We start from the raw sequence: 19,289 nt of genomic DNA, 5'->3' as shown, positions 1-19,289 counted from the left end.
AGCTTTCTATACCTAACGAATCACCACGAGGAAGATGCACATGAAACGTCTGACTATCTTGCGCAAGACCGCCTTGATCGTTGCGCTGCTGGCGGTTGTCGGCGGTGCGCTGGCCGCCGACTACGCGCCGGTCACCGATGCGCGTTTGAAGGCGGCGGCCAGTGACGACGGCTGGCTGATGTATCGCCACGACTACACCAGCTCCGGCTACTCGCCGTTCGACACCATCAACGCCGGTAACGTCGGCGGTTTGAAGCAGGTGTGGGATTACAAGACCGCCTTCGAGCAGGGCCACGAATCGCCGGCCATCGTCAACGGCGACTATCTCTACATCACCACGCCCAAGGATGAGCTGGTCGCTTTTCAGGCCAGCACCGGCAAGCAGCTGTGGCGCTACCAACACGATCTGTCGCAGGTCGGCCTGAAGACGGTGTGCTGCGACGTGGTCAATCGCGGCGTCGCTCTGTACGGCAACGACGTCTATATGGCCACGTTGGACAACTACGTCGTCGCGCTCGACGCCGTCACCGGCAAGCTGCAGTGGAAGAAGCAGTTGCTCGCCGCCGACGAGGGCGCGGCCATGACGCTGGCGCCGCTGATCGTCAAGGGCAAGGTCATCGTCGGCCTGTCCGGTGGCGAATACGGCGCGCGCGGTTTCATCACCGCCTTGGATGCCAAAACCGGCAAGCAGCTATGGAAGCAATACACCATTCCGGCACCCACCGAGCCGGGTGGCAAGACCTGGCCCAAGGGTGCCTACAAGACCGGTGGCGGTGGCGCCTGGCTCACCGGCACCTACGATGCCGAAAGCGACACGCTGTTCTGGGGCGTGGGCAACCCGGGCCCGTGGCTGGCCACGCTGCGTCCGGGCGACAACCTCTACACCGACTCGGTCATCGCGATGAACCAGGCCACCGGCAAGATCAAGTGGAACTACCAGTACACGCCCAACGACACCTGGGATTACGACGGCACCAACGAAACCGTGCTGACCGACATCGACTATCAGGGCGTGCAGCACAAGGCCATCGTCAGCGCGAGCCGCAACGGTTGGTTCTATGCGATCGACCGCACCGACGGCAAGCTGATCTACGCCCAGAAGTTCGTGACGGCCACGTCGGTCAGCGGTTTCAAGGACGGCAAGCCGGTCACCGATCCGGCCATGCGTCCGACCATCGACAAGGAAGTGTTTACCTGCCCCAGCTTCCTCGGCGGCAAGAACTGGTGGCCGATCTCGGTCGATCCGAAAACCCACATGGCCTACATCCCCGCCATGCATACCTGCATGACGATCAAGGGCGCCACGGTGAGCTACAAGGCCGGCCTGCCGTTCCTCGGCGAGTCGTTCAAGGTGATGGCCGATCCGGCGTTCAAGGGGCAGTGGGGCGATGTGATCGCAATGGATCTCAACACCGGCAAAAAGGTCTGGAACCATCCGTCCGAACTGCCGTGGAACGACGGTATGCTCAGCACCGCCGGCGGCCTGGTGTTCTCCGGTGGCGCCGATGGGTTTCTCTACGCCTTCGATGCGACGACCGGTGCCGTGAAATGGAAAAGCCCGCAGCTGAGCTCGGGCATCATCGGCGTGCCCAGTACGTGGAAGGTCGACGGCAAGCAGTTCATCGGCATCTACGCCGGCTGGGGTGGCGCGACGCCGATCTGGGGTGGCGACATGGCCAAGGATCCGAAAGTGCAGAACATCCCGCTGGGCGGGCACTTCTACGTATTTTCGATCTAACGGAGTCCATGCATGAAGCGACAGATGGGTAAAAAAAGTCGGTTGGCATGGCTGGTCGGAACGGCCGCCGTACTTCTGTACGGCGGCACCGCCAGCGCATCCGAGCTGTCGATCTGCGTCGACAAGAGCAGCCCGACCGCGACGGTGGATAGAAGCATCGCCCAGGCCATCGCCACGCAGGAGGGCAGCACGCTGTCGCTGCACGAGTTCGACGGCAGCGGCGGCAACGACGACGACGGCTTCAGCCTCAAGGAGTTCGACAAGCTGGCCAAGGCCAGCTGTTCGCTGGTGCTCGGTTTTCCGTTGGATGCCGATGCGAAAGCGGCGCTGCCCGGTCTGCTGGCCACTGCGCCTTACGGCCACACCGGCTTCGTGCTGGTCACGCCGAAAGCCAGCAAGGTGACAGCGCTGGATCAGCTGGCGAAGAACACCGACGTGGCCGTGACCTACCAGACCACGCCGAACCTGTATTTCGTGACGCATCGCAACGTCAACGCCGATATCCACCTCACCGACGATGCCTCGCTCAGTGCGCTGGAAAAACACCAGGTGCATGCCGCGATGCTGTGGCAGCCTACCGTAGTGGCCTATCTGGCCAGCAGGCACGAGTCGGCGCGTTTCACGTATCACGAGCTGGACGAGCCGCATGCGAAGTTCAACCTCGTCGCGCTGTATGACGAGGCGCACGCACCGGCGGCGCGCGATTTCGAAAAAGCCGTTGCCGCGCTCACCGACTCGGGCGAGCTGGCGAAGCTGCTGGCGCCGTATGCCGAAATCGGTGCGGCGACACCGAGCCAGCGCGGCAAGAGCGCCATGTTGAAGCGGTCGTCCGTCCACGGCGGCATCGATCGGCGCTGTGGTTCGAAAAAAGCGGCCAAGCCCGACGGTTCGCCGCCGGCGCTGTTTACCTCGGCGCAGGCGGACAGCGGCAAGATCAAGTTCCTCACCTATTGTGCGATGTGCCATGGGCCGACGCTGCTCGGTCGGTCGGGCCCCGCATTGAGGGGGCCGAACTTTGCCTCGCCCAAGGCGGACTTTCATGTCAGCGATGTGTTCGGCATCGTGGCCAACAACATGCCGGCGACGGCACCGGGCACGCTGGCGCACGACGACTATGTGGAAATCATGGCCTTTCTGCTGCAGCAGAACGGTTATCCGGCTGGCGACAAGGCGCTGACGTTCGATGACGCCACAAAATCCAAGGTAAAGCTGCTATACCGTGGCGGTCCCATCGACAACCAGTGATCGCAGTGTCCTGTTATGCGAAACCACGGGCGCGTTGGGTGCATCGGTGGTTTCGTATTTATTGGCTGGGGAGAGATCGTCGTGACACAGGGTATCGAAAACCTTCATCCGGGCGTGCCAAAGAAAGGGGCCACCATTCGTTTGGATCGGGCTATCGCACTCGCGTTGTTGGTCGCCGCGCTGTCGTCGCGGCAAGTGCTGGCGCAGGACACCACGCCGCCACCGACAGACAGCGCCGCAGCCCCCAAGGCCACGACCTTGCCCGCGGTAAAGGTCAACGCCAGCCGCATGGCGATATCGCCGTTCGATCTTCCTGCGGCGCTGACCATCGTCAATGTCGAGCCGACCTCGGCGGCCAACCCCGGCATCAATCTTTCCGAGACGCTGACCGGCGTACCCGGCATCATCGCGCGCGATCGGCAGAATTACGCGCAGGACGAGCAGATCTCGATCCGCGGCTTCGGCGGCCGCGCCACCTTCGGCGTGCGCAGCATCCGCCTGTATATCGACGGCATTCCCGCCACGCTGCCGGACGGGCAGGGCCAGGTCTCGCCGTTCAATATCGACAGCGCCGATCGCGTCGAAGTGCTGCGCGGCCCTTTCTCCGTGCTGTATGGCAATGCGGCCGGCGGCGTGGTGCAGATGTGGAGCGCCGACGGCACGGTCGTGCCGCAGACCACGCTCGGCTTCTCCGGTGGCAGCAACGACACGTTTCGCTACAGCGCCGACACGCGCGGCATCGTGGGGCCGGTCGATTACAACATCGCCGCGTCGGAATTTCTCTCCGGCGGCTATCGCCAGCACAGCCGCGTACACCGCGAATCGGACAACGCCAAGTTCGGTATCGATCTGGGTAAGCAGCGCAAACTGACGGTGGTATTGAACCGCTTCTACCAGCCCGTGGCGCAGGACGAACTCGGCCTCACCCGCGCACAGGTCGACGCCGATCCACGCCAGGCCACTTCGGTCGCCAGCCAGTTCAATACCCGCAAGAGCAGCAAGCAGACCCAGCTCGGCCTGATCTACGAGCAGCAGATCGACGAGGACGACCAGATCCGCGCGATGGTCTATCACGGCCAGCGCAGCATTCTGCAATTTCAGTCGATACCGGTGGCCACCCAGAAAAATCCGCTGCAGTCCGGCGGCGTGGTGCAGCCCGATACCGACTACGGCGGTACCGACGTGCGCTGGACGCATAGCGGCGATCTGCTCGATCGCGACTACGAATTCGTGCTGGGCGTCAGCGCCGACTATCAGCATCAGCGCCGGTTCGGTTTCAACAACTACATCACCAACAGTCAAGGCGTGACCGAACTGGGTGTTGTCGGCGCACTGCGTCGCAACGAGAACGACGACGTCGACAACGTGGACGAATACGCGCAGTGGTACTGGCACTTCGCCGATCGTTGGTCGCTGCTGCTGGGCCTGCGCCGCGACGATGTGCATTTTCACGAGCAGGATTTCTACATCACCGCCACCAATCCCGACGACAGCGGCCACGTCACGTACTCGGCCACCACGCCGGTGGTCGGCGTACAGTTTCGTCCGGCGGACAACGTTCGGCTGTACGCCAGCTACAGCAAGGGCTTCGAAACGCCGAGCTACAACGAGCTGGGCTACCGCAGCGACGGCCAGCCGGGTCTCGCCTTCAACCTACAGCCACAGCACAGCAAGAATCTGGAAGTGGGCGCCAAGTGGCAGATCGTGCCCGCGCTGGAGTTCGACGCGGCCGCGTTCCGCGCCGACACGCGCAACGAGCTGACCGTCGACACCAATGAAAACGGGCGCTCCACCTATCAGAACGTCGGCAGCGCGCGGCGTCAGGGCCTGGAATTTTCGCTGACCGGGCAGCTGGGCAACGACTTTCAGCTGTCGGCCGGCTTTACACATCTGCTGGCGAGCTTCCGCAGCCCCTTCCTCACCTGCACCACCACGCCGTGTGCCGTGCCCACCACGCCGGTCGCCGCCGGCACGCCGATACCGGGCGTACCGGACAACTACGGCTCGCTGCGCCTCGAGCACGGCACCGACCTGGGCTGGCGTCAGGGTGCCACGCTGCAAGGCGTAGGCTCGGTCACCGTCAACGATACCGACACGCAGCGTGCGGCAGGCTATGCCTTGGTCGATATCGATACGAGTTACACCTTCGCGCTGGGCGCGACCACGCGGCTGCAGCTCAGCGCCAGCATCGACAATTTGGCCGATCGTCGCTACATCGGCACGGTCATCGTCAACGACAGCAACGGCCGCTATTTCGAGCCCGGCCCCGACCGCACTTACATGCTGGGCGCGCGGCTTACGTTCTAGCCAGCCACGGAGAGAATCATGTCTGAGGTTTCCGTCACCGATGCCGCCGTCGACCCGCGGGTCGACAAGGTCATCGCCACCGCCGCCGCCAATGCGCTGATCGAACGGCTGCGGCAAAAGCATGGCCCGGTGCTGTTTCATCAGTCCGGCGGCTGCTGCGACGGTTCCTCGCCGATGTGCTATCCCAAAGACGATTTCATCGTCGGCGACAACGACGTGCAGCTCGGCGTGATTGCCGATGCGCCGTTCTACATGAGCCCATCGCAGTACGAATACTGGAAGCACACCCAGCTGATCATCGATGTGGTCGAAGGCCGTGGCGGCATGTTCTCGCTGGACAACGGCGAGGGCGTGCGCTTTCTCACGCGCTCGCGCCTGTTCACCGACGACGAAATCGCCCAGCTGCAGAAAGACGGTCGCTTCTGAGCCAGTCGACCGCGATGAAAGCCAACCAACTCTGATTCAACACGCAAGCAAGTTCTCGACCGGAGACAGCTCATGATCAAGGTCAGTGTGATGTACCCCAACGTGCCCGGCGCGCGCTTCGACCACGCGTACTACAAAGACAAGCATATGCCGCTGGTCAAGCGCCTGATGGGCGACAGCTGCAAGTACTACACCGTCGACAAGGGCCTCAACGGCGGCGCGCCGGATGCGCCGGCTACCTATGTCGGCATGTGCCATATCTTCAGCGAATCGGCCGAGGCCTTTCAGGCCGGCTTCGGTCCGCACGCCAAGGAAATTCTCGCGGACATCGCCAACTACACCGACCTCGCGCCGGTGATGCAGATGAGCGAAGTGATCGTGGGCTTTCCGGGCTGAGCATTCGGTCGATCAGGCCGTCGATCGATGCGGTGACGGCCTGATCGATTCGCGCCGGGCGATGTCACGCGTGCCGGCGATAGCTGGGCGCGCGAAGGGGTAGGCGAAGCCGGATGTCGTTCGAATAATGGGACGGCGCGTCGGCATCACCAATCGCCACCAGCATCCGACGCGAGCAGGGCTTTCGGTGCTTTGTTCCCCCAGGCTTGCCGAACCAGCTGCTTGGCCACAGCCGCCGGTGCGCTGGCGAGCGCCAGGCGCAGTCCGACCACCTTGCCGCCCCACAGCAGCTTCTCGGTAAACTCGGGATACATGGCCAGCGCCTGCTCGCGCTGTTCCTCGGAAACGAACAGGTGGATATGTGTCTGCCCCGGCGGAATCGTCACGAAGATCTTGCCGCGAACGCGAAACGAGCCCGAGTGATGATGCGGCTGCTCGGTCACCTCGGGCAGGGACAGGGCATAGGTTCGTAGTGTGGCGGATTTCACCGTGCGTTCCCTCGTTTGAAAACGTCCGTGCGGGTTGTATGCCGTGTCGCGCGTCGCGGTCAAATGCCCACTCGCGCAGATATACCTCAGTTCGACTCGATATTCTGCCCGATACGCCAAAGCACGCCGGTGGGATCGACGAGGACGAAATCGCGCACGCCCCACGGCCGGTCCTCCGGCGCTTGCGCTTTCACGCCATAGCGTTCCGCCAGTTGCCGATCGACCACCTGTTTCCACCATGCTTCCACATCCGCCACCAGCAGATGCATCATGAAATTCGCCGCGTGTTCCTGCTGGTAAAACCGCTGCAGCAGAAAGCTAGATGGGCCCGCATGCAGATACGCCAGATCGTCGGATGACCACGCCACGGTAAAGCCCAGGTCTTCGTAAAAGCGCTTGGACAGCTCGAAGTCGCGGGCGGGAACAAAAGCTTTTATCTCGACGGTATCCAGATTCATCGAATGCTCCATGGTGTTGCATCGGGCTCAGGCGAGCGGTAAGTGGCGCTTTGTTCGATGCGCGGCTCAGTCTACGGGCCTGACTTTGCCGAGGCGCCCAGCGGCAGACTGTCTGCCTCCGGTCGCCGACTGTAGCGTGCCGGCCTTGCCGAGACCGAAGTCGGGCATGTTGATATAAACATTCTCATAGGTTCCCGGCGAAGCCGCATACGTCTCGTGCCATATGCCAACCGTGCCATCGGTGCCGACTGTCTTGTTGAACGCCTGCCATGCCGGCAGGTGTTCGGCATTCTTGTTCTTCGCGTAGGCGAGCAGTTGCTCCATCGAGCGCCAGTACTGCACCATGATGGTGGTGCGCGAAAACCACATCTCGGCATGCATGAAGCCGAGCTCGGGCTGGCGATAAAGCTCCTCGATCATGCGCGGCATCGCACGAATCACCGGCAGCCACTTATGCGCCTTCAGCGGCCGGTTGATCCGCATGCCGATCAAAAAAACCACAAAGTCGCCCTCGATAGCGGCGGTAAGACGCTCGGATCGAATCATGCGGATGCCTGCTCCAACGTCCGGCACCCTTTGCCTGCCGCCGCTGTATCAACGCCTTCCGTTGGAGCAATCGCGAGTGCTGTTTGCAAAGAAGTTCTCACTTTGAAGGTTTGGGTTGCCACAGCTCGATGGGGTTGCCCTCGGGATCGTGCAGCCGTGCAAAGTCCCCATTGGGATAGCTCTGCGGCGCCTCGACTTCAATGCCGGCGGCGCGGAGCTGCGCAATCATGGCCTTGAGATCGGCCACCCGAAAGTCGACCATCCAGTTGGGCCCCGGCTTGCCGAAATACGTGGTGTCTTTCGGAAATGGAGCGAACGCGGTGGGGCCGGCCTCTTGCTGCCACGGCTTCTGTCCATAGCTTGTCGGCACGACCGAAATGCCGAGATAGGTTTCATACCACCGCGCAAGACGCTCGGGATGCTCGGAGCGGAAGAACAGGCCGCCAATGCCTAAAACTTTCTGCCTATGGCTCTGCGTGGGCGGGTCGGCCGCCAAGGCGGAGCAGGGGGCAATGACGAAGAGCATCCAAAGGACGGTGCGCAGCGATAGATGCTTCATAGCGTCTCCCGAGTCGGCGGTTGGCCAGCGTTGACTGTGTTGGAATTGTAGGCGCGTTTGGTGACGTCCAGCGCTAGCGTTGAACGGCGCGCCTCCGAACCCCTCAGATCAATGTCAGGTTCCCGACGTGACCAACGACACATCCGGAATCCAAAGTTGCGACCACCGCGCCACCTTTTCGCCTGGACCCAGCCATTGCGGCGAAGCCGGGGTGGTCATTCCAAAGCCGGTGGGCTGCGCCAGGCATCGAGCGTTGACAGCCGCGTAAAGGCGAGCGTCCTGTTCAAAGACAACCGCCACCAGCACGCCGCATCGAGAGCAGAGCAAAAAGTCGGCGGTATTGGATCCCTGTCGATACCGACGCAGCGCATCCGAACTCGGCATCGTGATCGATAGTTGCCCAGCGGGATCGGAAACATAGGCGGCGCCGTGCTTTTGGCAAAACGAACAGTCGCAGGCACGCGGAACGATGCTTGCCGGATCGAGCGCGGTGGAAAAGCTCAGGTGCAGCTGGCCGCAATGACAGCCGCCTGACAATGAAAACCTGCTGGCTAGTGGCGACATCGTTGTACCTGGGGCGGCCTGGTGTCCAAACGGAGCAGCGGCCCAACCCTCTGCGCTGCCATGGAAGTCAAAGCACATGCTCGCGAAACTGCACCACATTGCCTTCGGGGTCGTGCCCGTCGCAAATGCGCGAACCCTGAAACTGCCACTCTTGTTCTTGCGGGTTGAGCTCTCCACCGAGTGACTGCGCCAGCACACGCGCGGCAGCGATGCTAACGACAGGCAGAGCAAGTTTGATGGCGGTCGCCTCGCGTCGCTTCGGCGGCACACCGATGTGCATAGAGGCCGCGCGTTCGGCAGGAGTGGCAACAACCACGAGCTGAAAAGTCGGCGACTCGAGCACGACGTAGTCCTGCTCCGCGTGCGTGATCCGCAGATCGGCGACGTCTGCATAGAAGCCACTGACCTTGGCGACGCTCTTGGCATAGACCACGGCACCTGCTGCGAACTAGACCGGCACGTCGATCTCCCTGTGCGTTGTGTTTTAACGCGGCATTTCAATTATCGGAAAGCCATCCGCTCTGCATGAGCAGTTGGCCCGCAGGCTACTCACGGTGGTCAACATTCGCCATCAGCTAGGACTCAGGCCGAAGTACGCATAGGCCGAGGCGACCGACAGCCCAAGCCACGCCTGGCCTACGCTGGTAAGCGCAGGCAACGTCGCGGGATGATTCAAGCCGGTCCAGAACGCCCACGCGCCGGTAACCAGCCAGGCAGCAATGTACAGCCATGTCGTCCAACGGAGAACGTTCTTGGCCCTGTCCGAGGCGGCCACCAGCAGGCGTGCCGCAGGTGCTTCACCCGGCTTGGCAATGGCCAGCTCCGAAATGATCAGCGCAGATACCAGGCCCCCCAGCACGGACATGGCTTGGGATTTGACGTCGTTGAACGAGGCGGCCGTCAGCTCCGTGCAGCCGGCGGTGCTGACGCAATCGACGACAGCAATGGCTGCGTGCACGAGCAAAACGTAAAACACGAGCAGAACGATAGCGATGACGCCTCCAGCCACTGCCTTCATAAATCCTCCTGAGCCGACGTTGAGCCAAGTGCCGGCGTGTCACGGTTGATCCTGCATCAATGGACGGCCGCGGTCTCGAGTGCGGCGACTACAGCAATGGCTTCTCTTCCATCAGCCCCACCAGATTGCCATCCGGATCGCGCAGAAAGCCTGTCCACAATGCATGGTCCGGCATCTTCGCAGCAAGCTGCGGCGCGCGCTCGTCCTTGGCGCCGCGTTCCACCAGCGCGGCATGGACGGCAACGATGTCCGACACCTTGAAATAGAGGATGGAATTCTGACCGACGGCACCCGAGCCTTGCGGCGTACTCAGCATCACGCGAATACCCGCCGCGTCCAGGAAGGCTAAATTCGGCCCGGCGCTGAACAGAAAGGTCAAGCCGAGCACGTCGCAATAAAACGTCAGCGCTGCATCGACATCGCTGACAGTAATGGCTATCTGCCGGATGGTGGAAAGTGTGGGATTGACGCCCATCGGTCGGACCTCGCTGTTTGTGCGCCCGCGCGGCAATGCACTCTATCGATCCGATTGCAGCAGGGCCGCCATGCGCTGGTGAACCATCGTGATCGCCTTGAGTGGCCGGATCATTACCTTGAATTCGACGATCTGGCCCGCCTCGTTCCACTTTATCAGGTCGACGCCATTGACCTGGATGCCGTCCAGCTCGGTCTCGAACTCCAGCATGGCGTCCGACGCGCCAACGATGTCGCGTACGTACTGAAACGTCGGGTTGAAGAACACGTGGAAGGCCGCGCCCAGATAAGTGGCAACCTGTTTTCTGCCGTGCTGCGGTGTGTGAACCACCGGCGAGTAGAAGACGGCGTCCTCCGCGAGCAGACTCATCAATGCCGACGGGTCGCGCTGCCGGACAATGCGATGCCAGATTTCAATGGGATGATCCGTCATGGTTCACCTTTGCGGGTCGGTCGGATGCCTGACGCCGGAATCAAAGGATCGCCGACCTCGAAGCGAATGGATGGGCCGCGCAATGTCGCGATGGCGATGACTGCCGTAGGGTCGCAAGCGAAAACCCGTACGCCAGCTCACCGCCTCGCATCGTCGAGCGCGGCCTTGCGCGACGCCATGGTGATTCAGTGAATCCAGTCGCGTTCTTGCACGACCCGGTAGACGCCACGCTCTTCGCCGACGCCGGGGTGCGAACCGCGTGCCGCCCCAAGCCTCTGCGATTCCACCACGCGGATGATGTCGCGCACGGCCCGCGCGTCGTTGAAGATGGCATGCCCCAGCAGCGACAGCGTGTGATCGGCCAGCTCGGCGTCATGGCTGGCGGTCACCACATCGCCATGCGCCACAATCATGTCGATCAGCCGGTTGAGCGCATCGACCTGGTCCAGGCTCATGCCGAAGCGGTAGCGGCCGTCGGCGTCGTCGGGCATCGTCTCCGTGGCATAAGGCGTTTCGTCGGCGGCAGGCGCCGCGTCGCGTTCGGCGCGGTAGGCTGGAAACGAGAGGCCATCCAGCACCATGCCCATCTGTTCCACCAGAAATTCCAGGCAGATCGCGACCTGCTCCGCGTTGATCTCGGGGATACCTTCCTGCGCTACGTCCGGCGTGCGCGGTTGTGCGATATGCGAGAGAAACTCCGCGTAGTCGCGCAGCTTCTGCAGCCGGAGCTGGCCGTTCTCCGGCAGAAAATACCCCATCGTGTCCCGATCATCCGCATCGAACGTTGCCATGGCCGCCTCCTCATTCCGTCGAAGTACCCGTCCACGGCATGACGCCGGACGGGAAGTCGGGAGGTTAGAAACCGCTCATAGCCGGCGGGCTTATTTCCCTTGCGGGTGTTGTATTCGCCGCCCTCCCGACGCAGGCATCGCGTCGGTTGTACCTACAAAAGCATAGGCACAAAAAACCCACCGGTTTGACGGAGGTGGGCACCGCTATGAGAGGAGTTTCTACGCTCCTTGGCATCGAGTCTGCTATCGCGAGTGCGCGGTGTCAACCGCCTGAGCGAACGACGCAATGGCACGGATTTGATCGATGAGTAAGCCGCACGCGCGTGATCGATTCCCTCACGACGAAACATGCGCCAGCGTCGCTAATGAGCTACCGATCGGGCGAGAAGCCGATGCCGCAAAGATCGCGACGGACCTCTCAGGCCAGCGATCGGAAGGTTGATGAAAACGTGCGCTTACTAATCTCTCTTTGTGTCGCAGCTAAACCGGCTTCGATTGCAGCCACCAAGGCGACTTGTGTATGTGTGGGCATGCTCTTGGGGCACATGACGCCTGAATTAAGCCTCGCCGCAGAGCAGCTTGAATGATTTGTTAGCAGCCAGCCGGATCATAGATGACTAATGGCGTAGCGATCCACTCACCGAAGGAGGTATTGGCGGAGAACACGCGAAGAAGTGCCCTGCATGGCAACGAAAGGCGATCAATGACCAGATGAGAAAGTCCCTTGAACGACGCAACCCCGGGAACGAAATATTCATCTGTTGGGGATAATGCAAACTTTGTGTCTCCGCTCTTCAGTGCGAAGAAAGCCTCTTCACCGACGAACTCTTCAGCATTTCGCGGCTTGGTTGGATCAGGCTCGCCGATCAGTGTGATTGTGTGGGATGTACGAGTGACTTTAACTTTGCTAATGCCCAAGGTGCCATCTACCCACACGTATTTGGATGGGGTGTCCATCTCTTGGTCATGCTCGAAATCAGGGTATTTGGCTAGCCGTTTGGTCAATTGATCGAGCATCTCCAAAGTCGACAGTGAATAGGACTTACTTTCACTGGAGCTGCCGCCACCGGAAAACAATGCAATAGATGCACTAGCCTGGATAGCTTGGGTCCGAGTTATCAGAGTCTTGGGTGAGACGTCGAACTCTGCCTCATACAGACGGGTGACAAAGTCGGTATCGAGGTAGATGAGTCGCTCAGCAAGCGATTTATCTTTCATAGTCGCTAACGCTTGAGTTAAGCGGCGGCGAAGCCGTCCGCCTTGAACGAACTGTTAGATGCGCCGCCAGTTCGAAAAATCGGTTGCTCTGTAACCACAAAAAAGGCATTCCGCGTAGCCTTTTGTGTCGATGACCGTGCCACCTTCACTGTCCTTTGTTTCGGCAATCTTGGCAATGCGACCACAATTGCAATTGCCGCGGCAAGTGATTTCAACTAGCCGGTTATGCGGAATGCCTGATGCGTACTGCGGAAGTTTTGGCATGACTTTTCCTGTCGAGTTATGCGGTAACAATGCGATTTCGCTCCCGGATCTTTGGGGTCGCCTCGAAGCTACTTGCGCATCTAACGCTAGAGTTAAGCGGCGGCGGAGCCGTCCGCCTTGAACGACTGGTTAGGGCAACCGCCCAGAAATAACACGCTAGTTTTTGCACTAAGGAGCGCCCACGTGTTGATAGCAATTCCCAAGGTATTGCGTATGACATTGGCCCAAAGCTTGGGTGCCGCCTCGGCCGGCAATGATGCACCGGATGAAACGAGAAGAGTCAAGCTTTGGAAGCCAAGGATGCCAAAAAATATCAAAGCGGCAGCCAACATGAGCCAATGAGCGAATTGAACGCGGAACAATGCAAGTACAGAAGCGAGGATGAGGAGACCGGCTGTGCCAAGGGCAAGCAACGTTGTTGAGAGTCCTGGCCTGATGCTCTCGGGAATATTTGGATTTGAGCTGAGCAGAAGAAACGCTACAGCTGCAACGCTGATGGCCGCAACGAGAATATTCATGATTGCCGCGACCCAAAGTCTTTTAGGACGCGGAAGTTCTGTGACAGTCATTGTCTGATGAGCCCTAACGCTGGAGTTAAGCGGCGGCGAAGCCGTCCGCCTTGAACGAGTAGTTAGGCCACCCACCCGCACCACTTGTTCAATAGATCGGCAAACCCCCAGATAACTGTGCCAGCAGCTCCGATTGATGGCCCAAGAACGCCCACCGCGTAGCGGGATTTGAGCTCAATGACCAACCAAGGAGGAATGGGCCGGTTGCTCTGAATGTAGCCTTGCGGATCCAGCTGGTTAAAACCATTTGCCAAAATGATATTTGGCTTTGGATCTTGCCCCATGAGGCTCTATCGAGACAGAAACGCGATACTTATGCCGACGAGGATGGCCCCTGAACGCGCAAGCCAAGTGAAGTCGTGTACCAAGATGCTGCAACCTAAGCCGAACGCAATGGCGGCTACGGCTAAAGTGAGTAGAAAACCATTGCTTGTAAGAACTTTTCGCATAGGAGCCTAAAGCTGGAGTTAAGCGGCGGCGTAGCCGTCCGCCTTGAACGAAATGTTAGACGTCCTTGGCAGACTGATCTTTGCGAGGACGTGCAAACGCAGAGTAGACGTAAAAGAAGCCGACCGCGACAAACAACACAGCGACAATAACCCAAACAGCAAGCAGGAGGCGATGGAAGCCGGCGGGACTTACAAGCCATGCAGGAATATTTAGATACAAGTTAAATGCTGCAGCCGCCATACATACAGCCCCAAACACCGCCTGAAGCTGAGTAAGCACCCATGTTGCCTTGGTCGCGCGAAAGTTACCGCCGCTTTCGCTTCTGAGCGCTTTGCCCAGGTCGATGAGCGAGAGCAGGAGAAAGGGGACGCCAAGGATTACGGCAACGGCAACGCTAAGCGCTTGGGCTGAACGGTCATCCGATATGGTGGCAATCGCAGCCGTACCTAGCAAGAGAGCTAGTGACCACATGACGTGCTTTTTAGCTTTGGCCTTGGGCGACGATGTCATAGCTCTAATGTCTAACGCTGGAGTTAAGCGGCGGGGAAGCCGTCCGCCTTGAACGAGATGTTAGACGCCATTGGCGCCTAGATGATTGTAGATGCCGACTGCGAGGAGCACGATGGCCAAAATAACAACGCCGATGACCCCCAAGTCCCAGTTGGAACGCAAGAAGCGCGCTCGAAAAGACTTGGATAGCAAAAGCGGCACCATGATGATTAAACCTGCAGTAAGGCACAGCAGACCGAACCAAAAATTGAACCGCATCCAATCCCAGACTGTGTGAATCATGTTTTGTGGCGCCTGATGCCTGAATTAAGCCGCACTATGAAGCGGTGGCGGTTTGAATGGATTTTACGTCTCCAGCTCGTTGGATAAATGCTCGATTAATTCTCTAGTGTTCTTGGAATACTCTGCCTCTAAATCGATGCCGCACTTATTCGCAAGAACGATGATCGACCAGAGGCAGTCTGACAACTCGTGCCTAAGTTTCGCTTGGCAGTCGTCAATTCTTCGGACACCTGCATTCGCTTGAATCAGTTTTGCTAGGTCGCCGACATCGCCTACGAAACCGAGCGTAAGCTCCTCCGTGGTCCATACACGTCCATACCTCTTGATCTCAAGCTGTTCGTAAAGCTCGTTGAGCCGGAGAGCGGATTTTTCTAGATCAGTAAAGTTCATATTGATTACATGTAATGCTGGAACTAAGCCGCGGCGTAGCCGTCCGCCTTGAACGAGATGTTAGGCCTCTCGCGCGGGAAGAATTGACTCTACCGCAATACCCGCGGCAATGATCTCCCATTCGAACCAAGGCTCGTTGCGCAGCATGCCTTGTAAGTTAAGAGTGCCTTGCGAATATGTACATGCCAGGATGAAATCAAGTGGCAGCCTCGGGTTCGGATGCGTAGCGGTGACACCAGCGCCAACATAGTAGTGCGCGCTTTCAGAGATGACCTCGGTAAGAAGCAGCGTCGCATGGCATGCCTCGGGCGTAGCGCCCCCAGAACGAATGAGGTGTGCCTGATTAAGTGAAATTCGTATGTCGTTCGCTGAACGCACAACGGATGAAATTTCGGAATCCTCGATGACGAGCGACCCCTGCGAAGTATTAAGGCGGTGGCAACTTTGATCGCTCATAAAGAGGCCTAACGTTTGAGTTAAGCGGCGGCGTAGCCGTCCGCCTCGAACGAGTTGTTAGCGATCATTGACCACTAGCCCGAGGATTGATATCGGCACGGGAAGGCTGAGATGGATCGTAGAACGTATAGTCAACGAATTGGCTCGGACCTTTGTACGGGCGCTTAGAAAGGAAAGCGCGTGCGGCCGTCACATAGCTTGCCGGAACTGTTACTTGCACCGGGCCGGAGCTGGGACCCTTGACGTCTCTGACCTGAACGACTTTGAGAGAGCTTATTTTACCAGTGGCGTCGACCGTCACCAGAAAAAAACCGAATAATACTTAGTTGACGTGGCGCACTGTGTAAGCGTAGGAGCCGCCAGGAAAACCGTAAGCAAAACTGCAAATATTCGCCGCATAACGAACCCCTGCTGGCTACTGCATAAATTTAGTGGCACGAAACCGTATGGCGGTTAATCATGCGCGGTAATGGGCAGCTAGCGCGTTCTGGTGATAAAGCGAATAAAAACCTACTCCTGTACACCAGCCTCCGTGCAAGCAGCTCTTGCCAGAGCGCCTGAATCGGTCTTTACACCTTTAGCAAAAGCCGATACCGCCTTGTCGTTGCCGTACATATCAAAAACGTCCAACATCCCGTGACCCGCTTTGCAATCAGCATATGTAACATGCAATTTGAACATTTCAGTTTCTTGAGGCATCTTGACATGCCTCCTCACAACAACAACTACAGTTTTTTCACCTTTTGGATTGTTTACGTACGAAATTGAGTTTTTCTGAATCTCGTAAGTCGCATATCCATCCGGCGTTGGCAGCTGCGTCCAATCATTGTTGCGACTACACGCGACGACCGTAACCAGTGTAACGATTAAACATCCAAGTACTTTGAACATGCTTTTGATCCATGACGGCTAACGCTGGAGTTAAGCGGCGGCGAAACCGTCCGCCTTGAACGAGTAGTTAGGGTGCACCCGACACTCGTGAAACACATTGTTCGCGAACGGCTGGAACCATGTCGTAAGCCTTCCTTACGTCGTCGGAGAGCTCGTCGTAGCCATTTTGCTCCTTAGATTGGGTGACTATGCTTATGTAGTCTGCGAATGAAATTCTCATGGGCAAGTTGCTAGAGAGACATTTGCAGAAAGCCTCATTGCCGAAGGCCTTAAGACAACTGAACTCCGTAGCATGGGCTTGCTCGTCCGAAATGGCCTGAAGCTGGTTTAGCAAATCAAGAGCTTTGTGCGCGTGCGCGAGTTGATCGACTTGGTCTAAGGATTGCGCGCGTGAAGTTGACGACGCGCACAGCAACAACATTACGAATGCCGCAACCAGTTTCATTGAGCCTCCCCTGTGCACCCTAACGCTAGAGTTAAGCGACGGCGAAGCCGTCCGCCTTGAACGAGTAGTTAGGCTGTATCACACACCGCCCGTGTAGAAGAAAAGATAGCCCGGAAAAAATAAAAGTGCGAGCAAGATAATTGCTAACGCCAAAATCTTGAACCGTTGCCAACGAGCAGCCAATGCCCAGGTGAAAATAACCAGAGCGAGCAAAGTTGCCGGAACGTAAACGTAGTAGTGAATTTGCCCGACGGACGGATAACCCGGCACATGCTGTGATCGAACAGTGTCAATGCCTCCGAAACCCATGAGTAGGATAAGTGCCCAAAGGGTCGCTGTTACGAACGCGAGAATGCTTGTTCCTTTCATACGGCCTAACCCTGGAGTTAAGCGGCGGCAAAGCCGACCGCCTTGAACGAGTTGTTAGGCTTCACCACCGTTGGTTACGGTACTTGGCCAGCTTTGAAAGTACATCGGGTTTGATAGTGCGATCCCAAACACCATTGAGCAAGAGGCGAAGCTCTAGGCTGCGTCTAGCGAGGACCTCGACTTGCTCTACAACGACATACCCATTCACTGCCAGAAGATCTTCGAGTGAACCGGCTGCTAACACTGAAAGGAGTCGGTTTAGAGATGAGCCATCAATACGGGCCAGCACGTTGATGATTGATTCGAGGCACAACTCCTGATTTTCTCGGGGAAGCTCCCAATCCAATCGAGATGCGCCAACGCCTGCGCCCACTGCCGGCGGCTCTGTGCCAGACCAAGCTTGAATCCATTTTTCGGCTATCTCGGAGGGTGACAGACTTTCCATGAGGCCTAACACCGGAGTTAAGTGGCGGGCGGCACGCGCCTCCGCTTGGACGCATTGTCAGGTGGCTGCGCCACCATTACGTGCACCTGCACCGGGTGGCCCAACCAGCAACTCGATGCCTTCCTCACGAATGGTTCGTAGCCCCTCGTCCAGAGCAGCCTGGTCGGTGGCGAACAAATCATCCCACACGGTCGAGTTGTTGAAGGCGTCAACAATCTCCAGTGTCCAGGCCGTATCAGGTCCTCGATAGATATCGATGCGGACGGTGTGATCTTTTTCGGTGATCGACTGGCAGAGCGGCGAGATAGTGAGTGGGTAGTCCTGGTCCATAAGCGTCTCAGTTTGTCATGGTGTTTTACAGCCGCCTAACGCCTGAATTAAGTCCACTCGTGAGGCGGATTCGGCTCGAATGAATTGTTGGGTCCCATGGTGCATCCAGGCAGCCCGACCCGCAAGCAAGGTGCGCGCTACCGCAAAGCCGTCCGGAGACTGGCGGCCAACTCAATGCGCTCCTCGGTGGTGTAGGGCACTTTCTGCCCCGCATGCAGCCCGTCGTTTGTGTAGCGAGGAAATACATGGAGATGGTAGTGCCACACATCTTGATTGCCGGCTGGCCCGTTGTGCTGGCGAGTGGAGATTCCTTCACACCCAAAGGCATTCAACATAGCGTGCGCCAGGCGACGCGTGGCACGAAAAAAGTCATTGCCAAGGTGGTCCGGGATGTCCAGCACGTTCTCATAGTGACCACGAGGTATCACCAAGCAGTTGCCTTTAATTCCCGCGTAGTGGTGCGTCGGAACCAAAGCGAACACGTTGGTATCTACGAGGACAACGGCCGATTCTGGCGCAGGCGATGGGAGCGTCTCGGCAATAGCGCAAAACGGACACGCGTATCCGGGTGGAGCATTCTTCATAAAACCTAACGCCTGAGGTAAGCGGCGGCGCAGCCATCCGCCTTGAACGAGTTGTTAGGCGCCGCGCTTTGTGCGAGGCCAGATAATGGCTTGTGCCAAGATGACGCTTTGGCCATCAAAAGTTACAGCAACCGAACCATAAAGCTCATAACCAAGTGCTAGAGCTTCACTAACACGGTGACAGAACGCCGCATCATCTGGACCGGTGAGTACACGATAGATAGGCAGATCGTTTGGTGGTTGCTTCGTGAACTGGCCTCGATGACGCACGTGGCGCCTAACGCTTGAGGTAAGTGGCCGCTGCCACACAAAGTGTCAGATTACCGCGGACTCGCCGCAACGGTCCACTTGACCGAGTAGTTAGGTAGCACCACGCCATAACTTTGCAAGCCCCACGCATAAGACGACACAAGCGCACACAGCAAAAGGTTGATATGCCAACAACAATGGCCACTGTGCTTCAATGGCCCTCGCCACGCCGATACCGATTGCTAGGCCAAAGATAAGAGAAATGTCCGGTTTTCGGCGGGTTGCGAGATACAAAATGAGTGCAGGGATGAGGGCACCAATTAGCCCGACGAAGAATGCTTGGACGCCAACGGCGAAAACTTCCACGGTGATACCTAACGCTGGAGTTAAACGG

The 19,289-nt window shown here is 58.5% G+C and carries 28 protein-coding genes; 5 read left to right on the top strand and 23 right to left on the bottom strand.

Annotated elements, in window-relative coordinates:
* Positions 1–40: 40 nt before the first annotated feature.
* The 5 genes from HDE76_RS06215 (at position 41) to HDE76_RS06195 (ending at position 6,112) form a co-directional block, all read left to right on the top strand.
* Positions 41–1,738, top strand: a complete 1,698-nt coding sequence (locus tag HDE76_RS06215; protein ID WP_184506073.1) for a methanol/ethanol family PQQ-dependent dehydrogenase — start codon at positions 41–43, stop codon at positions 1,736–1,738.
* Positions 1,739–1,750: 12 nt separating this feature from the next.
* The gene (locus tag HDE76_RS06210; protein WP_184506071.1) at positions 1,751–2,983 is read left to right on the top strand and encodes a c-type cytochrome; all 1,233 of its coding nucleotides are present in this window, start codon (positions 1,751–1,753) and stop codon (positions 2,981–2,983) included.
* An 81-nt stretch (positions 2,984–3,064) separates the two neighbouring features.
* Entirely contained in the window at positions 3,065–5,290 is a 2,226-nt protein-coding gene (locus tag HDE76_RS06205) for a TonB-dependent receptor (protein ID WP_343205665.1), read from the top strand.
* A gap of 18 nt (positions 5,291–5,308) precedes the next feature.
* Positions 5,309–5,716 (top strand): DUF779 domain-containing protein, encoded by a 408-nt coding sequence (locus tag HDE76_RS06200; protein ID WP_179480059.1) that lies wholly within the window; start codon positions 5,309–5,311, stop codon positions 5,714–5,716.
* A gap of 72 nt (positions 5,717–5,788) precedes the next feature.
* The gene (locus HDE76_RS06195) at positions 5,789–6,112 is read left to right on the top strand and encodes an EthD family reductase (RefSeq protein WP_179480060.1); all 324 of its coding nucleotides are present in this window, start codon (positions 5,789–5,791) and stop codon (positions 6,110–6,112) included.
* 146 nt (positions 6,113–6,258) lie between these two features.
* Here the strand turns inward: HDE76_RS06195 and HDE76_RS06190 are convergent, their stop codons facing one another.
* The 23 genes from HDE76_RS06190 to HDE76_RS06080 form a co-directional block, all read right to left on the bottom strand.
* Positions 6,259–6,600: an MmcQ/YjbR family DNA-binding protein gene (locus HDE76_RS06190; protein WP_184506069.1), complete on the bottom strand. Its 342-nt coding sequence runs from the start codon at positions 6,598–6,600 to the stop codon at positions 6,259–6,261.
* Positions 6,601–6,686: 86 nt separating this feature from the next.
* Entirely contained in the window at positions 6,687–7,058 is a 372-nt protein-coding gene (locus HDE76_RS06185) for a VOC family protein (RefSeq protein WP_184506067.1), read from the bottom strand.
* Positions 7,059–7,124: 66 nt separating this feature from the next.
* Positions 7,125–7,604, bottom strand: coding sequence for a DUF4188 domain-containing protein (locus tag HDE76_RS06180; RefSeq protein ID WP_184506065.1), 480 nt, complete (start codon positions 7,602–7,604; stop codon positions 7,125–7,127).
* A gap of 97 nt (positions 7,605–7,701) precedes the next feature.
* On the bottom strand, positions 7,702–8,163 hold the full coding sequence (locus HDE76_RS06175; RefSeq protein WP_221262317.1) for a VOC family protein: 462 nt from the start codon (positions 8,161–8,163) through the stop codon (positions 7,702–7,704).
* A gap of 114 nt (positions 8,164–8,277) precedes the next feature.
* The gene (locus HDE76_RS06170) at positions 8,278–8,727 is read right to left on the bottom strand and encodes an aldehyde-activating protein (protein ID WP_184506063.1); all 450 of its coding nucleotides are present in this window, start codon (positions 8,725–8,727) and stop codon (positions 8,278–8,280) included.
* A gap of 67 nt (positions 8,728–8,794) precedes the next feature.
* Positions 8,795–9,160 (bottom strand): hypothetical protein, encoded by a 366-nt coding sequence (locus HDE76_RS06165; RefSeq protein WP_184506061.1) that lies wholly within the window; start codon positions 9,158–9,160, stop codon positions 8,795–8,797.
* Positions 9,161–9,298: 138 nt separating this feature from the next.
* On the bottom strand, positions 9,299–9,745 hold the full coding sequence (locus HDE76_RS06160) for a hypothetical protein (protein WP_184506059.1): 447 nt from the start codon (positions 9,743–9,745) through the stop codon (positions 9,299–9,301).
* A gap of 88 nt (positions 9,746–9,833) precedes the next feature.
* Complete coding sequence (locus HDE76_RS06155; RefSeq protein WP_184506057.1) at positions 9,834–10,220, bottom strand: VOC family protein; 387 nt, start codon at positions 10,218–10,220, stop codon at positions 9,834–9,836.
* A 42-nt stretch (positions 10,221–10,262) separates the two neighbouring features.
* Positions 10,263–10,652, bottom strand: coding sequence for a nuclear transport factor 2 family protein (locus tag HDE76_RS06150; protein ID WP_184506055.1), 390 nt, complete (start codon positions 10,650–10,652; stop codon positions 10,263–10,265).
* 185 nt (positions 10,653–10,837) lie between these two features.
* Complete coding sequence (locus HDE76_RS06145; RefSeq protein ID WP_184506053.1) at positions 10,838–11,443, bottom strand: hypothetical protein; 606 nt, start codon at positions 11,441–11,443, stop codon at positions 10,838–10,840.
* Between the two features lie 591 nt (positions 11,444–12,034).
* Positions 12,035–12,661, bottom strand: a complete 627-nt coding sequence (locus tag HDE76_RS06140) for a hypothetical protein (protein ID WP_184506051.1) — start codon at positions 12,659–12,661, stop codon at positions 12,035–12,037.
* A gap of 54 nt (positions 12,662–12,715) precedes the next feature.
* Positions 12,716–12,925, bottom strand: a complete 210-nt coding sequence (locus HDE76_RS06135; RefSeq protein WP_184506049.1) for a hypothetical protein — start codon at positions 12,923–12,925, stop codon at positions 12,716–12,718.
* A gap of 92 nt (positions 12,926–13,017) precedes the next feature.
* A complete protein-coding gene (locus HDE76_RS06130) occupies positions 13,018–13,443 on the bottom strand; it encodes a hypothetical protein (RefSeq protein ID WP_184506047.1) in 426 nt (141 codons plus the stop codon).
* Between the two features lie 555 nt (positions 13,444–13,998).
* Positions 13,999–14,454 carry a hypothetical protein gene (locus tag HDE76_RS06125; protein ID WP_184506045.1) on the bottom strand — a complete coding sequence of 152 codons (456 nt, stop codon included), beginning with the start codon at positions 14,452–14,454 and terminating at the stop codon, positions 13,999–14,001.
* Between the two features lie 60 nt (positions 14,455–14,514).
* Positions 14,515–14,736, bottom strand: a complete 222-nt coding sequence (locus HDE76_RS06120) for a hypothetical protein (RefSeq protein ID WP_184506043.1) — start codon at positions 14,734–14,736, stop codon at positions 14,515–14,517.
* Between the two features lie 63 nt (positions 14,737–14,799).
* Positions 14,800–15,126 (bottom strand): MazG nucleotide pyrophosphohydrolase domain-containing protein, encoded by a 327-nt coding sequence (locus HDE76_RS06115; RefSeq protein WP_184506041.1) that lies wholly within the window; start codon positions 15,124–15,126, stop codon positions 14,800–14,802.
* Positions 15,127–15,186: 60 nt separating this feature from the next.
* Complete coding sequence (locus HDE76_RS06110) at positions 15,187–15,582, bottom strand: hypothetical protein (RefSeq protein WP_184506039.1); 396 nt, start codon at positions 15,580–15,582, stop codon at positions 15,187–15,189.
* 510 nt (positions 15,583–16,092) lie between these two features.
* Complete coding sequence (locus HDE76_RS06105; RefSeq protein ID WP_184506037.1) at positions 16,093–16,473, bottom strand: hypothetical protein; 381 nt, start codon at positions 16,471–16,473, stop codon at positions 16,093–16,095.
* A 523-nt stretch (positions 16,474–16,996) separates the two neighbouring features.
* Entirely contained in the window at positions 16,997–17,287 is a 291-nt protein-coding gene (locus tag HDE76_RS06100) for a hypothetical protein (protein ID WP_184506035.1), read from the bottom strand.
* A 61-nt stretch (positions 17,288–17,348) separates the two neighbouring features.
* Positions 17,349–17,732 carry a DUF6869 domain-containing protein gene (locus HDE76_RS06095; RefSeq protein ID WP_184506033.1) on the bottom strand — a complete coding sequence of 128 codons (384 nt, stop codon included), beginning with the start codon at positions 17,730–17,732 and terminating at the stop codon, positions 17,349–17,351.
* Positions 17,733–17,789: 57 nt separating this feature from the next.
* Positions 17,790–18,062 (bottom strand): hypothetical protein, encoded by a 273-nt coding sequence (locus HDE76_RS06090; RefSeq protein ID WP_184506031.1) that lies wholly within the window; start codon positions 18,060–18,062, stop codon positions 17,790–17,792.
* A 137-nt stretch (positions 18,063–18,199) separates the two neighbouring features.
* Positions 18,200–18,646, bottom strand: a complete 447-nt coding sequence (locus HDE76_RS06085) for an HIT family protein (RefSeq protein ID WP_184506029.1) — start codon at positions 18,644–18,646, stop codon at positions 18,200–18,202.
* 54 nt (positions 18,647–18,700) lie between these two features.
* Positions 18,701–18,916: a DUF1737 domain-containing protein gene (locus tag HDE76_RS06080; protein WP_184506027.1), complete on the bottom strand. Its 216-nt coding sequence runs from the start codon at positions 18,914–18,916 to the stop codon at positions 18,701–18,703.
* Positions 18,917–19,289: the final 373 nt, after the last annotated feature.

The organism is Rhodanobacter sp. ANJX3, from assembly GCF_014200755.1.
Taxonomy (GTDB): domain Bacteria; phylum Pseudomonadota; class Gammaproteobacteria; order Xanthomonadales; family Rhodanobacteraceae; genus Rhodanobacter.
Note: the sequence above shows the minus strand (reverse complement) of the source record. Positions and strands in the feature narration are given on the sequence as shown.

What these genes read in the sequence shown, in the direction of transcription:
- HDE76_RS06115 (WP_184506041.1), bottom strand. Translation starts at nt 15,126, where the DNA reads ATGAACTTTACTGATCTAGAAAAATCCGCTCTCCGGCTCAACGAGCTT.
- HDE76_RS06175 (WP_221262317.1), bottom strand. Translation starts at nt 8,163, where the DNA reads ATGAAGCATCTATCGCTGCGCACCGTCCTTTGGATGCTCTTCGTCATT.
- HDE76_RS06140 (WP_184506051.1), bottom strand. Translation starts at nt 12,661, where the DNA reads ATGAAAGATAAATCGCTTGCTGAGCGACTCATCTACCTCGATACCGAC.
- HDE76_RS06145 (WP_184506053.1), bottom strand. Translation starts at nt 11,443, where the DNA reads ATGGCAACGTTCGATGCGGATGATCGGGACACGATGGGGTATTTTCTG.
- HDE76_RS06085 (WP_184506029.1), bottom strand. Translation starts at nt 18,646, where the DNA reads ATGAAGAATGCTCCACCCGGATACGCGTGTCCGTTTTGCGCTATTGCC.
- HDE76_RS06135 (WP_184506049.1), bottom strand. Translation starts at nt 12,925, where the DNA reads ATGCCAAAACTTCCGCAGTACGCATCAGGCATTCCGCATAACCGGCTA.
- HDE76_RS06090 (WP_184506031.1), bottom strand. Translation starts at nt 18,062, where the DNA reads ATGGACCAGGACTACCCACTCACTATCTCGCCGCTCTGCCAGTCGATC.
- HDE76_RS06110 (WP_184506039.1), bottom strand. Translation starts at nt 15,582, where the DNA reads ATGAGCGATCAAAGTTGCCACCGCCTTAATACTTCGCAGGGGTCGCTC.
- HDE76_RS06195 (WP_179480060.1), top strand. Translation starts at nt 5,789, where the DNA reads ATGATCAAGGTCAGTGTGATGTACCCCAACGTGCCCGGCGCGCGCTTC.
- HDE76_RS06170 (WP_184506063.1), bottom strand. Translation starts at nt 8,727, where the DNA reads ATGTCGCCACTAGCCAGCAGGTTTTCATTGTCAGGCGGCTGTCATTGC.
- HDE76_RS06215 (WP_184506073.1), top strand. Translation starts at nt 41, where the DNA reads ATGAAACGTCTGACTATCTTGCGCAAGACCGCCTTGATCGTTGCGCTG.
- HDE76_RS06180 (WP_184506065.1), bottom strand. Translation starts at nt 7,604, where the DNA reads ATGATTCGATCCGAGCGTCTTACCGCCGCTATCGAGGGCGACTTTGTG.
- HDE76_RS06100 (WP_184506035.1), bottom strand. Translation starts at nt 17,287, where the DNA reads ATGAAAGGAACAAGCATTCTCGCGTTCGTAACAGCGACCCTTTGGGCA.
- HDE76_RS06150 (WP_184506055.1), bottom strand. Translation starts at nt 10,652, where the DNA reads ATGACGGATCATCCCATTGAAATCTGGCATCGCATTGTCCGGCAGCGC.
- HDE76_RS06125 (WP_184506045.1), bottom strand. Translation starts at nt 14,454, where the DNA reads ATGACATCGTCGCCCAAGGCCAAAGCTAAAAAGCACGTCATGTGGTCA.
- HDE76_RS06200 (WP_179480059.1), top strand. Translation starts at nt 5,309, where the DNA reads ATGTCTGAGGTTTCCGTCACCGATGCCGCCGTCGACCCGCGGGTCGAC.
- HDE76_RS06120 (WP_184506043.1), bottom strand. Translation starts at nt 14,736, where the DNA reads ATGATTCACACAGTCTGGGATTGGATGCGGTTCAATTTTTGGTTCGGT.
- HDE76_RS06160 (WP_184506059.1), bottom strand. Translation starts at nt 9,745, where the DNA reads ATGAAGGCAGTGGCTGGAGGCGTCATCGCTATCGTTCTGCTCGTGTTT.
- HDE76_RS06155 (WP_184506057.1), bottom strand. Translation starts at nt 10,220, where the DNA reads ATGGGCGTCAATCCCACACTTTCCACCATCCGGCAGATAGCCATTACT.
- HDE76_RS06105 (WP_184506037.1), bottom strand. Translation starts at nt 16,473, where the DNA reads ATGTTCAAAGTACTTGGATGTTTAATCGTTACACTGGTTACGGTCGTC.
- HDE76_RS06210 (WP_184506071.1), top strand. Translation starts at nt 1,751, where the DNA reads ATGAAGCGACAGATGGGTAAAAAAAGTCGGTTGGCATGGCTGGTCGGA.
- HDE76_RS06185 (WP_184506067.1), bottom strand. Translation starts at nt 7,058, where the DNA reads ATGAATCTGGATACCGTCGAGATAAAAGCTTTTGTTCCCGCCCGCGAC.
- HDE76_RS06130 (WP_184506047.1), bottom strand. Translation starts at nt 13,443, where the DNA reads ATGAATATTCTCGTTGCGGCCATCAGCGTTGCAGCTGTAGCGTTTCTT.
- HDE76_RS06095 (WP_184506033.1), bottom strand. Translation starts at nt 17,732, where the DNA reads ATGGAAAGTCTGTCACCCTCCGAGATAGCCGAAAAATGGATTCAAGCT.